This is a genomic window from Achromobacter agilis, from assembly GCF_900496965.1.
Classification (GTDB): domain Bacteria; phylum Pseudomonadota; class Gammaproteobacteria; order Burkholderiales; family Burkholderiaceae_B; genus Achromobacter; species Achromobacter agilis.
Window position 1 is genome coordinate 1 of the sequence record NZ_UFQB01000016.1, and the last position, 14,139, is coordinate 14,139.

General features: G+C 66.4%; 12 protein-coding genes and 1 pseudogene. 11 read left to right on the forward strand and 2 right to left on the reverse strand.

What is annotated here, in order from left to right:
• From AGI3411_RS18285 to AGI3411_RS18320, 8 genes and pseudogenes are all read left to right on the forward strand, one after another.
• A pseudogene (locus tag AGI3411_RS18285) lies at nucleotides 1-955 on the forward strand (DNA polymerase III subunit gamma/tau); the annotation flags it as partial.
• Between the two features lie 45 nt (nucleotides 956-1,000).
• Entirely contained in the window at nucleotides 1,001-1,327 is a 327-nt protein-coding gene (locus AGI3411_RS18290) for a YbaB/EbfC family nucleoid-associated protein (RefSeq protein ID WP_042794716.1), read from the forward strand.
• Between the two features lie 37 nt (nucleotides 1,328-1,364).
• Nucleotides 1,365-1,973 carry a recombination mediator RecR gene (gene recR, locus AGI3411_RS18295; protein ID WP_129528778.1) on the forward strand — a complete coding sequence of 203 codons (609 nt, stop codon included), beginning with the start codon at nucleotides 1,365-1,367 and terminating at the stop codon, nucleotides 1,971-1,973.
• Between the two features lie 67 nt (nucleotides 1,974-2,040).
• The gene (locus tag AGI3411_RS18300; RefSeq protein ID WP_129528779.1) at nucleotides 2,041-3,300 is read left to right on the forward strand and encodes a CaiB/BaiF CoA transferase family protein; all 1,260 of its coding nucleotides are present in this window, start codon (nucleotides 2,041-2,043) and stop codon (nucleotides 3,298-3,300) included.
• Nucleotides 3,301-3,311: 11 nt separating this feature from the next.
• Complete coding sequence (locus AGI3411_RS18305) at nucleotides 3,312-4,352, forward strand: ABC transporter substrate-binding protein (RefSeq protein WP_129528780.1); 1,041 nt, start codon at nucleotides 3,312-3,314, stop codon at nucleotides 4,350-4,352.
• A complete protein-coding gene (locus AGI3411_RS18310; RefSeq protein WP_129528781.1) occupies nucleotides 4,345-5,154 on the forward strand; it encodes an ABC transporter ATP-binding protein in 810 nt (269 codons plus the stop codon). Before AGI3411_RS18305 ends, AGI3411_RS18310 begins: the two co-directional genes overlap by 8 nt.
• Before the next feature lie 150 nt (nucleotides 5,155-5,304).
• The gene (locus AGI3411_RS18315) at nucleotides 5,305-6,102 is read left to right on the forward strand and encodes an ABC transporter permease (protein ID WP_129528782.1); all 798 of its coding nucleotides are present in this window, start codon (nucleotides 5,305-5,307) and stop codon (nucleotides 6,100-6,102) included.
• Between the two features lie 31 nt (nucleotides 6,103-6,133).
• Nucleotides 6,134-6,661: a carboxymuconolactone decarboxylase family protein gene (locus AGI3411_RS18320; RefSeq protein WP_129528783.1), complete on the forward strand. Its 528-nt coding sequence runs from the start codon at nucleotides 6,134-6,136 to the stop codon at nucleotides 6,659-6,661.
• A gap of 38 nt (nucleotides 6,662-6,699) precedes the next feature.
• Here AGI3411_RS18320 and tal read toward each other — a convergent pair whose 3' ends face one another.
• Nucleotides 6,700-7,653, reverse strand: coding sequence for a transaldolase (gene tal, locus AGI3411_RS18325; RefSeq protein WP_129528784.1), 954 nt, complete (start codon nucleotides 7,651-7,653; stop codon nucleotides 6,700-6,702).
• Between the two features lie 219 nt (nucleotides 7,654-7,872).
• Here tal and carA point away from each other — a divergent pair, with 219 nt between their 5' ends.
• The 3 genes from carA (at nucleotide 7,873) to AGI3411_RS18340 (ending at nucleotide 13,119) form a co-directional block, all read left to right on the forward strand.
• Entirely contained in the window at nucleotides 7,873-9,027 is a 1,155-nt protein-coding gene (carA, locus tag AGI3411_RS18330; RefSeq protein ID WP_165359205.1) for a glutamine-hydrolyzing carbamoyl-phosphate synthase small subunit, read from the forward strand.
• A 10-nt stretch (nucleotides 9,028-9,037) separates the two neighbouring features.
• Nucleotides 9,038-12,277 carry a carbamoyl-phosphate synthase large subunit gene (gene carB / locus AGI3411_RS18335; protein ID WP_129528785.1) on the forward strand — a complete coding sequence of 1,080 codons (3,240 nt, stop codon included), beginning with the start codon at nucleotides 9,038-9,040 and terminating at the stop codon, nucleotides 12,275-12,277.
• A 77-nt stretch (nucleotides 12,278-12,354) separates the two neighbouring features.
• Nucleotides 12,355-13,119 (forward strand): SDR family oxidoreductase, encoded by a 765-nt coding sequence (locus tag AGI3411_RS18340; RefSeq protein WP_129528786.1) that lies wholly within the window; start codon nucleotides 12,355-12,357, stop codon nucleotides 13,117-13,119.
• Nucleotides 13,120-13,493: 374 nt separating this feature from the next.
• Here the strand turns inward: AGI3411_RS18340 and AGI3411_RS18345 are convergent, their stop codons facing one another.
• Nucleotides 13,494-14,138 (reverse strand): histidine phosphatase family protein, encoded by a 645-nt coding sequence (locus tag AGI3411_RS18345; protein ID WP_129528787.1) that lies wholly within the window; start codon nucleotides 14,136-14,138, stop codon nucleotides 13,494-13,496.
• Nucleotide 14,139 lies beyond the last annotated feature (1 nt).

Below are 14,139 nucleotides of genomic sequence, written 5' to 3' on the forward strand. Positions count from 1 at the left end.
GGCCGCCGTGCCTGCGCCAGCACCGACACCCATGCCCGCCGCCGTCCAGGCCGCGCCGGCGCCCGAAGCCGCTCCCGCCGCGCCGGCCGTCGCTCCCCAGGTGGCAGCGCCCGCCGCGCCCGAACCGGTAAGCGCCGAAGCCGAACCCGAACCCGAACCCGAACCGCAACCCGTTGCGGCTGTCGCGGCGCCGGCTGTCGAGCCGGGTAGCGTGCCGCCCTGGGAAGATCTGCCGGCCGAGCCGGCGGTCGCCGCCGAGGCGCCCGGCAAGCCTGCCGGTTCCGCGGCGCTGGCGGTCACGCCGGCCGTTGCCGCCGTCGTCGCCGCGCCGGCCGTGGATGCCGCCGATGCCGGGGACGGCCCGCCCGCCTGGGTCGACGAGGAAATCCCGTTCGACGCCGAAGGCGGTTTCGCACCGGACAACGGCTTCACCGCCGACCCGGACGACGACGATTTCGAAACCCTGGCGTCGCCTGGCGCCGCGCCGGCGCCGGCCGCGCCCGCCCGGCGCGAGAGCCCGCCGCCCGCGCGCAAGCGCAGTTCGGGCGCGCGCATGGCCGACATGACTCCGGCGGGCTGGCCCGAGTTGGCCGCGCGCCTGCCGGTCACCGGCCTGGCCGCGGAACTGGCGCGCCAAAGCGAATGGGCCGGCGTGCAGGGCGATGCGATCGTCCTGCGCGTGGCCGTCAAGACGCTGGCCGAAAGCGAAAGCCGCGTCCGGCTCCAGACCGTGCTGTGCGAGCATTTCGGCCAGGGCATACGATTGGATGTGGAAGTCGGCGTGACGGGCGACGCCACGGCGCACGCCGTGGCCCAGGCCGAACGCGCCGCCCGCCAGCAGGCCGCCGAAGACGCGGTCGCCGTGGATCCGTTCGTGCAGGCGCTGGTGGCCGATTTCGGCGGACAGGTCGTCGCCGGCTCCATTCGCCACGTCGATTCCCCAGCCGCCGCCTGAGGCGGCGGCAATCTCTCATTTCCCTCGTTCAAGGAAGCACCGATCATGATGAAAGGACAACTGGCCGGCCTGATGCGCCAGGCGCAGCAGATGCAGGAAAATATGAAGAAGGCGCAGGACGCCCTGGCCGAGATCCAGGTCGAAGGCGCCTCCGGCGGCGGCCTGGTCAAGGTCACCATGACCTGCCGCCACGACGTCAAGCGCGTCGCGATCGACCCGTCGCTGCTGGGCGACGACAAGGACATGCTGGAAGACCTGGTCGCCGCCGCGTTCAACGACGCGCTGCGCAAGGCCGAAGCGACCTCCCAGGAAAAGATGGCGTCCGTCACCGCCGGCATGCCGCTGCCCCCGGGCATGAAGCTGCCGTTCTGAATCCGGCCGCATCCGCATCCACAGGCCCTGGCCCGCAATGGATCCTTTACTGCCCGAACCCGAACCGCTGGTTTCGCTGATCGAGGCGCTGCGGCGCCTGCCCGGCGTGGGCGTGCGTTCCGCGCGGCGCATGGCCTATCACCTGCTGCAGCATGATCCGCAAGGCGCGGACATGCTGGGGCGGGCGCTGGCGGGCGCGGTGCGGGACCTGAAACATTGCGCGCGCTGCAACAGCTTTTCGGAAGACGAGGTCTGCGGCACCTGCAGCAATCCCAAGCGCGACCGCTCCTTGCTGTGCATCGTCGAAACCCCGGCCGACCAGAACATGATCGAGTCCAGCCACGGTTACCGCGGCCTGTACTACGTGCTGATGGGACGGGTGGCGCCGCTCGAGGGCATCGGCCCGCGCGAGCTCGATTTCGACCGCGTGATCAAGCGCGCCACCGACGGCGAAGTGCAGGAAGTCATCCTGGCGACCAACTTCACCGCCGAAGGCGAAACCACTGCGCACTTCCTGGGTGAAGCCCTGGGCGAGCGCGGCTTGCGCGTCACGCGGCTTGCGCGCGGCGTACCGGCAGGCAGCGAACTCGAATACGTGGATGCGGGCACCATCGCGTGGGCCCTGATGGAGCGCAAGATCACCTGAAGTCAATGCCAGCGAGCCTTCGGCAACGTATCGAAGGCCGCCGGAAAAATCCGCGAGGAGACAATCGATGTCAGCGCTGACCGGACTGAAAGTCCTGGAACTCGGCACGCTTATTGCCGGCCCGTTCGCCGCGCGCATCTTCGGCGAATTCGGCGCCGACGTCATCAAGGTGGAAACGCCCCACGGGCCCGACGGCTCGGGCGGCGGCGACCCCATCCGCAGCTGGCGCCACCTGCACGAAGGCAATTCCCTGTGGTGGACCGTGCAGGCCCGCAACAAGCGGTCTATCGCTCTCAACCTGAAAGACCCGCGCGCGCGGGAGATCGCCCGCCAGCTGGCGCTGGACGCCGACGTGGTGGTCGAGAACTACCGGCCCGGAGTGCTCGAGAAGTGGGGGCTGGGCTACGAACAGTTGCGCGCGGTCAATCCGGCGCTCATCATGGTGCGGCTGTCCGGTTACGGGCAGACGGGGCCGATGAAGGACCAGCCGGGCTTCGGCGCGATCGGCGAATCCATGGGCGGCCTGCGGTACGTTTCGGGCCACCCGGACCGGCCGCCGCTGCGGGTCGGCATCTCGATCGGCGATTCGATCGCCGCGCTGCACGGCGTGATCGGCGCCATGATGGCGCTGCGCCACCGCGACGCCACGGGCGGGCGCTGGAACGGCAAGCAGGGCGTCGAATGTCAGGCAGGGCAGGGGCAGATGGTGGACGTGGCCCTGTACGAGGCCGTGTTCAACATGATGGAAAGCCTGGTGCCCGAATACGACGTGGCCGGCGTCGTGCGCGAACGCACGGGCGGCGCGCTGCCCGGTATCGTGCCTTCAAATACCTACACCACCCGCGACGGCCAGAACATCGTCATCGCCGGCAACGGCGACGCGATCTTCCACCGGCTGATGCGGGCGATCGGCCGGGACGACCTGGCGTCGGACCCCGGACTGGTGCGCAACGATGGCCGCGCCAGGCGCGTGGAAGAGATCGACGGCGCAATCCAGCAATGGTGCGGCGAACGAGGCATCGAAGAAGCTCTGGGCATCCTGAAGGGCGCCGACGTGCCTGTCGGCAAGATCTACAGCGTGGCCGACATGTTCAGCGATCCGCAGTTCCTGGCGCGCCGCATGATCGAGCAGCACCGCTTCGCCGACGGCAGCCCGGTCAAGCTGCCGGCGGTCGTTCCCAAACTGTCGGAAACCCCTGGAGAGACTCGCTGGGTGGGCCCGGGATTAGGGGAACATACCGAGGAAGTCCTGAAATCGCTGGGGTATGATTCAGCGGCTATCGACGAACTGGCAAAGACCGGCGCTATCGGTAGACCCGACAATTAGGAGACAACCACATGTCAGTCACTCGCCGTGATCTGCTCAAGATGGCCGGTGCCGCCGGCGTCATGGGCATGGCGCCCGCCATTGTGCGCGCCCAGAAGCTGGAAAAGACCAAGGTCCAGATCGCCGTCGGCGGCAAGCCGCTGATCTACTATCTCCCCCTGTCCATCGCGGAAGCCCGCGGCTATTTCAAGGACGAAGGGCTGGACGTCAGCATCGCCGACTTCGCGGGGGGCTCCAAGGCCCTGCAGGCGGTGGTGGGTGGCAGCGCCGACATCGTTTCCGGCGCGTTCGAACACACGTTGTCCATGCAGTCCAAGGGGCAGGCCTATCGCGCCTTCGTGCTGCAGGGCCGCGCGCCGATGATCGGCGTGGGGGTCTCCAAGAAGAACCTGCCCAACTACAAGGGCGCGGCCGACCTGAAGGGCAAGAAGATCGGCGTGACGGCGCCGGGTTCTTCCACCAACATGGTGGTCAGCTTCTTCCTGGCCAAGCACGGCCTGAAGGCCTCGGACGTGTCCATCATCGGCGTGGGCGCCGGCGCCGGCGCGGTGACCGCCCTGCGCAGCGGCCAGATCGACGCCATCTCCAACACCGATCCCGTGGTGTCGATGCTGGCGATGCCCGGCGACATCCAGATCATCGTGGACACGCGCACGCTCAAGGACACCCGGGAAATCTTCGGCGGCAACATGCCGGCGGGCTGCCTGTACGCGCCCCAGGCCTTCCTCGACGCCAATCCCAATACGGCTCAGGCGCTGGCCAATGCGCTGGTGCGCGCCGACAAATGGATCCAGAAGGCCGGACCGGACGAGATCGCCAAGGTCGTGCCCGAAACGTATCTGCTGGGCGATCCGGCGGTCTACAAGGCCGCCATCGGTAAGAGCCTGGAAGGCCTGTCGCCCGACGGCATGATTCCCGAGGACGGCGCCGCCACCGCGCTCAAGGCGCTGGCCGCCTATCAGGCGGACTTCGACGGCTCCAAGATCGATCCGTCCAAGGTCTGGACCAATGATTTCGCGCGCCGCGCCAACGAGAAGTACCCCAATGGCTGAAGCCGCGCTTTCGCTGGAGAACATCAGTTGCACCTTCGTCTCGCGTGACGACCGCAGTCAGCGCTACACCGCAGTAAGCGACACGTCCCTGGCCATCGCGCCGGGGGAGTTCGTCTCGGTGGTGGGGCCCACGGGCTGCGGCAAGTCCACCTTGCTCAACGTCAGCGCCGGCCTGCTGGCGCCGTCGTCGGGCCAGGTGAAAGTATTCGGGCAGCCGCTGTCCAGCATCAATGCGCGGGCGGGCTACATGTTCCAGGGCGAGGCATTACTGCCCTGGCGCAGCGCGCTGGATAACGTCGTGGCGGGGCTGGATTTCGCCGGCGTGCCGCGCCCCGAAGCGCTGGAGCGCGGCCGCGAATGGATGCGCCGGGTCGGCCTGGGCGGTTTCGAAGGCCGCTATCCCCACCAGATGTCCGGCGGCATGCGCAAGCGCGCTATGCTTGCGCAGACCCTGATCCGCGACCCGGACATCATCCTGATGGACGAGCCGTTCTCCGCGCTGGACATCCAGACGCGCCAGCTCATGGAGAACGAGGTCCTGGACCTGTGGATGGCCAAGCGCAAGGCCGTGCTCTTCATCACGCACGACCTGGACGAAGCCATCGCCATGAGCGACCGGGTGGTGGTGCTGTCGGCCGGTCCCGGCACCCACCCCATCGGCGAATTCGCGATCGACCTGCCGCGCCCGCGCGACGTGGCGGAGGTGCGCACCGATCCGCGGTTCGTTGAACTGCATGCCGCCATCTGGGGCGTGCTGCGTGAAGAAGTGCTCAAGGGCTATGCCCAACAGAAGCGGGCCTAAAGATGAGACCCACCCCCGAAGCGCCTTTGGCGCTTCCCCCTCAAGGGGGCGCCGCAGGCGGACCGGCGAAGCCGGATCCGCGGCGGCCGGGCTTGGTGTATGCCTGCTGTCTAAGCAGAACGAGGCGCGCAGGCGCCCTGGAGTGGTGACATGTCGAAGTCTTTGATCAAACCGGGTACGGCCAGCTTACGCTTCTGGCAGTTGCTGCTGCTCGTCATCATTCTTCTCGTCTGGCATTTCGCCTCGCGCGATCCGAAGGTGGCGTTCTTTTTCGGCGAACCGCTGAAGGTGTGGGGCCGCATCTGGGCCTGGTTCGTCACCAATGCGGACATCTATACCCACCTGGGCGTCACGCTGACCGAAACCGTGCTGGCCTTTTTCATCGGCACCATCGCCGGCCTGGGCTTCGGCCTGTGGCTGGGGTTGTCGCCGGGCGCCAGCGCCATCCTGGATCCTTACATCAAGGCTGCCAACTCGATGCCCCGCGTCATCCTGGCGCCCATCTTCGGCATGTGGTTCGGACTGGGCATCTGGTCCAAGGTCGCGCTGGCGGTGACCCTGGTGTTCTTCATCGTCTTCTTCAACGTCTACCAGGGCGTGCGCGAAGTCAGCCCCACCTTGCTGGACAACGCAAGAATGCTGGGCGCGCGCAAGCGCCAGCTGTTGCGGCACGTGTATCTGCCGTCGGCCACCAGCTGGGTGTTCTCCAGCCTGCACACGTCCGTGGGCCTGGCCTTCGTGGGCGCGGTGGTGGGCGAATACCTGGGGTCGGCGAGCGGGGTGGGGTACCTGATCCTGCAGGCTGAAGGCACGTTCGACGTGAACACCGTGTTCGCGGGCATCATCGTGCTGACGGCCTTCGCGCTGGTCCTGGACGGCATCGTCGGCGTGGGTGAAAAGCGCCTGATGAAATGGCAGCCCCGGTCAGGCGAAACCGAAAAGCTCTAACCAGGCATTCTTTCATTCCTACGGAGTTCCCATGGCCCGCCTGCCTTATGCCGACCTGACCCACCCCGACGCCCAGCCGCTGGTCGACCGCATCGTCGCCGAACGGGGCAGCGTTCTGCATCTGTACCAGATGCTGCTGCACAGCCCCGCCGTGGCGGGCGGCTGGCTCAACTACCTGACGTCGATCCGCCAACTCAGCACGTTGCCCGGCGACCTGCGCGAGCTGGTGATCATGCGGGTGGCGGCCATCAACGGCGCGCCCTACGAGGCCGACCAGCATGCGCCGATCGCCCTGAAAGAAGGCGTGTCGCAGGCGCAGCTGGATGCGCTTGACGCCTGGGAAAGCTCGAGCCTCTTCAGCGACCGCGAGAAGGCGGTGCTGGCCTACACCGACACCATGACGCGCCACGTGCAGGTGCCGGAGCCGGTGTTCCAGGCGGCCAGGGCCGCCATGGGTTCCGACAAGCTCATGGTCGAACTGACCGCGACGGTAGCGGCCTACAACATGGTGTCGCGCTTCCTTGAGGCGCTGCAGGTGCATTCGCACGACCACCGGTAAGCCGCGCAAGCGGCATCCGGTGGCCGGCGCGGTTCTGTTCAGGCGCGCTGGGCTTCGATCAGCGCATCCAGTTTGACCGCGTCCGCCACGAACAGGCGGATGCCTTCCGACAGTTTTTCGCTGGCCATCGCGTCTTCGTTGAGCAGGGTGCGGAACGTGACCTCGTCCGCGCCGATGCGGGCGAGGTCGGCAGGGACGTCGTCGGCGCGCAGCTGCGCGGGCGCGTCGCCCTCGGTGCCGGCCAACTTGGTCAGCAGCTCCGGGCTGATGGTCAGCAGATCGCAGCCCGACAGCGCCAGGATCTGGCCCACGTTGCGGAAGCTGGCGCCCATGATTTCGGTGGGAATGCCGAAGTGCTTGTAGTACTGATAGATCCGGGTGACGGACAGCACGCCCGGATCGCGAGCGCCGGCGTTGTCGGCTTCGACCCAGGCGGCGCCGGCGGATTTCTTATGCCAGTCGTAGATGCGGCCGACGAAGGGCGAGATCAGTTGCACGCGCGCATCGGCGCAGGCGACCGCCTGCGGCAGCGAGAACAGCAGGGTCAGGTTGCAGCGCACGCCTTCGGATTGCAGCGCGCGGGCCGCCTGGATGCCTTCCCAGGTCGATGCGATCTTGATCAGCACGCGCTCGCGCGGCACGCCGGCAGCTTCGTACAGGGCGATCAGGCTGCGAGCGCGCTCGATGGTGGCGCGGGTATCGAACGACAGGCGGGCGTCCACTTCGGTCGACACGCGTCCCGGAACGATGTCCAGGATCGCGCGGCCGAAGGCGACCAGCAGGCGGTCCATGAGTTCCGCGGTGGGCGCGCCGCGGTATTCGCGCGCGGTTTTTTCCAGCAGCGGGCGGTAGGCATCCTGCTGAACCGCCTTGAGAATAAGGGACGGGTTGGTGGTGGCGTCGGTGGGACGCAACGCCTTCATGGCTTCGAAATCCCCCGTGTCGGCGACGACGGTGGTGTGGTTGCGCAAGGCGTCAAGTTGACTGGACATGGACGATACGGCTCGCAGCTGGCTAGGGTTGAAGGTGTCCTAGCGTATCACCGAGGCCGCCAGGGCGCTGTCGGCCGGACGAGGGAGGGGGATGGCCGGGCGTCGGAAAACGGGCCAAAACACCGTTTCCGGCCTTATTTGGCGCGGTTCGCCGGGAAAAACGGCCGCTCAAGGTATAATCCGAAGGTTTGATTATCGATTCTAAAACCGGGGTTTACTGTGCTGCCGCAACTTTTTCCCGAGGGGATCAACCGCTTCCCTCCTGCAATTCTGGCTCTGGCGGACGGTACCATTTTTCGAGGCGTGTCGATCGGTGCGCCTGGGCATACCGTTGCCGAGGTGGTGTTCAACACCGCGATGACCGGGTACCAGGAAATTCTCACCGATCCCAGCTACAGCGGCCAGATCGTTACGCTGACCTATCCGCACATCGGCAATACCGGCGTCAACGCCGAGGACGTGGAAGCCAATCGCGTCTATGCCGCCGGCCTGGTGGTCCGCGACTGTCCCGCCCGCGTGTCGAACTTCCGTTCCACGCAATCGTTGCCTGAGTACCTTTCCGAGCAGGGCATCGTCGCCATTTCTGGCGTGGATACCCGCAAGCTCACCCGCATCCTGCGTGAAAAGGGCGCCCAGGGCGCCTGCATCTTCGTCGGCACCGACGCCGAACGCGCCGTCGACCTGGCCCGCGGCTTCGCCGGCATGGCCGGCATGGACCTGGCCCGCGTCGTCTCCATCAAGGACAGCCTCAACTGGACCGAAGGCACCTGGCAACTGGGCTCGGGCTTCTCCCAGCCGGACCAGTCCAAGTTCCACGTCGTCGCCTACGACTTCGGCATCAAGAGCAACATCCTGCGCCTGCTGGCCGACCGCGGCTGCCGCATCACCCTGGTGCCGGCCCAGACCAGCGCCGAGGAAGTCTTCAAGCTGAATCCGGACGGCGTGTTTCTGTCCAACGGCCCTGGCGATCCCGAGCCCTGCGACTACGCCATCGACGCCACGCGCGCCTTCCTGGACAAGAAGTTGCCGGTGTTCGGCATCTGCCTGGGCCACCAGATCATGGGCCTGGCGCTGGGCGGCAAGACGCTCAAGATGAAGACCGGCCACCACGGCGCCAACCACCCCGTGCAGGACCTCCAGTCCAAGCGCGTGTTCATCACCAGCCAGAACCACGGTTTCGCGGTCGACGCGGCCAGCCTGCCGGCCACCGCGCGCGTGACGCACGTCTCGCTGTTCGACGGCACGCTGCAGGGCTTCGAGCTCACCGACCGTCCGGCCTTCTGCTTCCAGGGCCATCCCGAAGCCAGCCCCGGTCCGCACGACATCCTGGAGCTGTTCGACAAGTTCATCAGCCTGATGTCCGGCCAAAAGTAAAGATTGCATCATGCCCAAGCGTACAGACCTAAAAAGCATTCTCATCATCGGCGCCGGCCCCATCATCATCGGGCAGGCCTGCGAATTCGACTACTCCGGCGCCCAGGCGTGCAAGGCGCTCAAGGCCGAGGGCTACCGCACCATCCTGGTGAACAGCAACCCGGCGACGATCATGACGGACCCGGAAACGGCCGACGTCACCTACATCGAGCCCATCACCTGGCAAGCCGTCGAAAAGATCATCGAGCGTGAAAAGCCCGATGCGCTGCTGCCCACCATGGGCGGCCAGACCGCGCTGAACTGCGCGCTGGACCTGGCGCACCACGGCGTGCTGACGAAGCACAACGTGGAACTGATCGGCGCCAACGAGCACGCCATCGAAAAGGCCGAAGACCGCCAGAAGTTCAAGCAGGCCATGACCGACATCGGCCTGGAATCGGCCAAGTCGGGCGTTGCCCACAGCATGGACGAGGCCTGGGAAGTGCAGCGCCGCATCGCGGCCGAAGTCGGCACGTCCGGCTTTCCGGCGGTCATCCGCCCCAGCTTCACGATGGGCGGCTCGGGCGGCGGCATCGCCTACAACGCCGAAGAATTCGAAACCATCTGCCGCCGCGGCCTGGAAGCCTCGCCCACCAGCGAACTCCTGATCGAAGAGTCGCTGCTGGGCTGGAAGGAATTCGAAATGGAAGTGGTCCGCGACAAGGCGGACAACTGCATCATCGTCTGCTCCATCGAAAACCTGGATCCGATGGGCGTGCACACTGGCGACTCGATCACCGTGGCGCCGGCCCAGACGCTGACCGACAAGGAATACCAGATCATGCGTAACGCGTCGATCGCGGTGTTGCGCGAGATCGGCGTGGATACGGGCGGCTCGAACGTGCAGTTCGCCGTCAATCCCAAGAACGGCCGCATGATCGTCATCGAGATGAACCCGCGCGTGTCGCGTTCGTCGGCGCTGGCATCGAAGGCTACCGGCTTCCCCATCGCCAAGGTCGCCGCGCGCCTGGCCGTGGGCTACACGCTGGACGAGCTCAAGAACGAAATCACCGGCGGCGCCACGCCCGCCTCGTTCGAACCCTCGATCGACTACGTCGTCACCAAGGTGCCGCGTTTCGCCTTCGAGAAATTCCCCACCGCCGACGCGCGCCTGACCACGCAGATGAAGTCGGTCGGCGAAGTCATGGCCATCGGCCGCACCTTCCAGGAATCGTTCCAGAAGGCGCTGCGCGGCCTGGAAGTGGGCGTCGACGGCCTGAACCAGAAGACCACCGACCGCGAAAAGCTGCAGGTCGAGCTGGGCGAACCCGGTCCCGAACGCATCTGGTACGTGGGCGACGCTTTCGCGCAGGGTTTCTCGCTGGACGAAGTGCACAACATCACGCACATCGACCCGTGGTTCCTGTCGCAGATCAAGGAAATCGTCGACATCGAGCTGGCGCTCGAACAAAAGACGCTGGCCGACCTGGACTACGCCACCCTGTGGGAACTCAAGCGCCGCGGTTTCTCCGACCGCCGCCTGGCCTTCCTGCTGGATTCCTCGGAATCCGAGGTGCGCAAACTGCGCCACCAGCTGAACGTGCGCCCGGTCTACAAGCGTGTCGATACCTGCGCCGCCGAATTCGCCACCCGCACCGCCTACATGTATTCCACGTACGAGGAAGAGTGCGAAGCCGCGCCCACCGATCGCAAGAAGATCGTGGTGCTGGGCGGCGGCCCGAACCGGATCGGCCAGGGCATCGAGTTCGACTACTGCTGCGTGCACGCGGCGCTGGCGCTGCGCGACGACGGGTACGAGACCATCATGGTCAACTGCAACCCGGAAACCGTGTCCACCGACTACGACACGTCGGACCGCCTGTACTTCGAGCCGCTGACCTTGGAAGACGTGCTGGAAATCGTCCACAAGGAAAACCCGGTCGGCATGATCGTCCAGTACGGCGGCCAGACGCCGCTGAAGCTGGCGCGCGCCCTGGAAGCGAATGGCGTGCCCATCATCGGCACCAGCCCCGAATCCATCGACGTGGCCGAAGACCGCGAGCGTTTCCAGAAGCTGCTCAACAAGCTCGGTCTGCGTCAGCCGCCCAACCGCACCGCGCGCACCGAAGGCGAGGCTCTGGCCCACGCCGCCGAGATCGGCTATCCGCTGGTCGTGCGCCCCAGCTACGTGCTGGGCGGCCGCGCCATGGAAATCGTGCACGAGCAGCAAGACCTCGAGCGCTACATGCGCGAGGCCGTGAAGGTCAGCAATGACTCGCCCGTGCTGCTGGACCGCTTCCTGAACAACGCCACCGAAGTGGACGTGGACTGCCTGGCCGACGGCGAAACCGTCTTCATCGGCGGCGTCATGGAACACATCGAACAGGCCGGCGTGCACTCGGGCGACTCGGCTTGCAGCCTGCCCCCGTACTCGCTGTCAGCCGACGTGATCGCCGAGATCAAGCGCCAGACCACGATGATGGCCAAGGCCTTGAACGTGAGCGGCCTGATGAACGTGCAGTTCGCGATCCAGGGCGGCGACGTCTACGTGCTGGAAGTGAACCCGCGCGCCTCGCGCACGGTGCCTTACGTGTCCAAGGCCACCGGCCTGCAGCTGGCCAAGATCGCCGCGCGCGCCATGGCCGGCCAGACGTTGGCTGCCCAGGGCATCACCAAGGAAGTCGTGCCGTCGTATTTCTCGGTCAAGGAAGCCGTGTTCCCGTTCGTGAAGTTCCCGGGCGTGGACACCATCCTGGGTCCGGAAATGAAGTCGACCGGTGAAGTGATGGGCGTGGGCATGAGCTTCGGCGAAGCCTTCGTCAAGTCGCAGCTGGCCGCGGGCGTGCGCCTGCCGGATTCCGGCACGGTGTTCATCAGCGTGAAGAACCAGGACAAGCCCCTCGCCGTGGAAGTGGCGCGCGGCCTGCACCTGCTGGGCTTCAAGCTGGTCGCCACGCGCGGCACGGCAGCCGAGATCGAGGCCGCGGGCATTCCCGTGCAACTGGTGAACAAGGTCACCGAAGGCCGTCCGCACATCGTCGACATGGTGAAGAACGGCGAGATCTCGCTGGTCATCAACACCGTCGAAGAGCGCCGCAACGCCATCGCCGACTCGCGCACCATCCGCACCCAGGCGCTGGCCGCCCGCGTGACCTTCTTCACGACGATCGCCGGCGCCCGCGCCGCGGTCGAGGGCATGCAGTACCTGCGCCAAGGGCTGGGCCTGCAGGTCTACCCGCTGCAAGAGCTTCACGCTTCCTTGCGCGGATAATCCGGCAACGGCATCAAGGTAGGGCACGCGAGAGCGTGCCCTAATTCTTTGCAACGCGATAAAGGGCTTCAGGCATTATGGACAGAGTCTTCATCACCGGCGCGAGCAGCGGCCTGGGACGCGCGTTGGCGCAGCGATATGCCGCCGCGGGCGCCACGCTGGGGCTGCTGGGCCGCCGCGAAGAGGCGTTGCGCGAGCTGGCCGACAGCCTGCCGGGGCAGCACCGCTGCTATGTCGCGGACGTGCGCGACCGTGAGGCCTTGCATGCCGCGGCCCAGGATTTCATCGCGTTCTGCCAGGGGAGGGTCGATGTCGTGATCGCCAGCGCGGGCATCAGCGCGGGGACGCTGACCGATCATGGAGAGGACTACGAGGTCTTCAAAGCGATCGTGGACACCAATCTGCTGGCAACGGTTTCGACGTTCGAGCCTTTCATCGCGCCGATGCGGGCGGCGGGGGCGGGGCGCCTGGTGGGCATCGCGAGCGTGGCGGGAGTGCGGGGGCTGCCGGGGGCCGGCGCGTACAGCGCTTCCAAGTCGGCGGTGGTGACCTACTGCGAGAGCCTGCGGCTGGAGCTGGCGGGGGAGGGTGTCCAGGTGGTGACGATCGCGCCGGGCTACATCAAGACGGCCATGACGGCGCACAATCCCTATTCGATGCCTTTTCTGATGGAAGCGGACGCTTTCGCGCAGCGCGCGCGCGCAGCCATCGATCGCGGGACGTCCTATGTGGTGATTCCGTGGCAGATGGGGGTGGTAGCCAAGCTGATGCGCCTGCTGCCCAACGCCGTCTACGACCGCCTGGCCCGCAATGCCCCTCGCAAACCGCGCAAGCCGCAGTAAAGGCCGCGGTGTTCGTAGCACCCCTGCGAGCTGCCCGCGTTCGTGTCTGACACGCTTACGCGCTGCCCGCCAGGCTAAAGGGGTGTCCCCGGGTGTCAGACACCCGCGTTACACCACAGCGCAGCCAAGGCCATCTCCTCGGGTGTCAGACACTCACATCAGCGCCGGGTGTCAGAGACACCTATATCAGCGCCAGGCGTCAGACACCTACAACCGCCTCAGGTGTCTGACACCCATACGGGCAGGACTTTAGACTCGGACTGCCCCGCCCGGGTGTCAGACACCAAGAAGAATCCCTCTTGTGTCAGACACCAAGAACGATCCCTCCGGTGTCCGGCACCAAGAAGGTTTCCAGTGCCTGCCGCCTCGCAGAATCACGGCACCACGTCGTCCCCGACCTCGTCGCTCACATGGCCGACATCCCCCCAGTCCAGCACCTGCCACTTGCGGCCCTGGATGCCGACCCGGTTGATGCTGACATTCAGCAGCGCCGCGTCGCGCGGGGCGTTCAAGGGGACGCCCGACGCGTGGCGCCAGATGATGTCCAGCACGCCGCCGTGCGTGAACATCAGGATGCGCTCGTCATCGTGGCGGCTGGCGATATCGTCCACGGTGGAAATCACGCGGGACTGGAACTGGCCCAGCGTTTCGCCGCCGTCCAGCGGGCGCAGCGGGTCACGGCTCTTCCAGGCGGCCGCGGCTTCGGGCGCCTGAACGTCGATGTTGTCGTGGTCCAGCCCTTCCAGCACGCCGAAACCGCGTTCGCGGATGCCGGGTTCCACGCGGACGCGCAGCCCGAGCTGGTCGGATACGGGCGTGGCCGTGGCGTGGGCGCGTTGCAGGTCGCTGCTGTAGATGGCGTGGATGGGCGTGCGGCGAGCTTCTTCGCGCATGCGCGCGGCCAGGAGGCTGGCCTGGTTGACGCCGAATTCGTTCAGGGGGATGTCTTGCCAGCCTTGGAGGCGCCGTTGGCGGTTCCAGTCGGTTTCGCCGTGGCGGATGAACCAGATTTCAGTCATT

Bases quoted from the DNA above. Each gene is read 5' to 3' on its own strand.
- AGI3411_RS18290 (WP_042794716.1), top strand. From the start codon at position 1,001: ATGATGAAAGGACAACTGGCCGGCCTGATGCGCCAGGCGCAGCAGATG.
- recR (WP_129528778.1), top strand. From the start codon at position 1,365: ATGGATCCTTTACTGCCCGAACCCGAACCGCTGGTTTCGCTGATCGAG.
- AGI3411_RS18300 (WP_129528779.1), top strand. From the start codon at position 2,041: ATGTCAGCGCTGACCGGACTGAAAGTCCTGGAACTCGGCACGCTTATT.
- AGI3411_RS18305 (WP_129528780.1), top strand. From the start codon at position 3,312: ATGTCAGTCACTCGCCGTGATCTGCTCAAGATGGCCGGTGCCGCCGGC.
- AGI3411_RS18310 (WP_129528781.1), top strand. From the start codon at position 4,345: ATGGCTGAAGCCGCGCTTTCGCTGGAGAACATCAGTTGCACCTTCGTC.
- AGI3411_RS18315 (WP_129528782.1), top strand. From the start codon at position 5,305: ATGTCGAAGTCTTTGATCAAACCGGGTACGGCCAGCTTACGCTTCTGG.
- AGI3411_RS18320 (WP_129528783.1), top strand. From the start codon at position 6,134: ATGGCCCGCCTGCCTTATGCCGACCTGACCCACCCCGACGCCCAGCCG.
- tal (WP_129528784.1), bottom strand. From the start codon at position 7,653: ATGTCCAGTCAACTTGACGCCTTGCGCAACCACACCACCGTCGTCGCC.
- carB (WP_129528785.1), top strand. From the start codon at position 9,038: ATGCCCAAGCGTACAGACCTAAAAAGCATTCTCATCATCGGCGCCGGC.
- AGI3411_RS18340 (WP_129528786.1), top strand. From the start codon at position 12,355: ATGGACAGAGTCTTCATCACCGGCGCGAGCAGCGGCCTGGGACGCGCG.
- AGI3411_RS18345 (WP_129528787.1), bottom strand. From the start codon at position 14,138: ATGACTGAAATCTGGTTCATCCGCCACGGCGAAACCGACTGGAACCGC.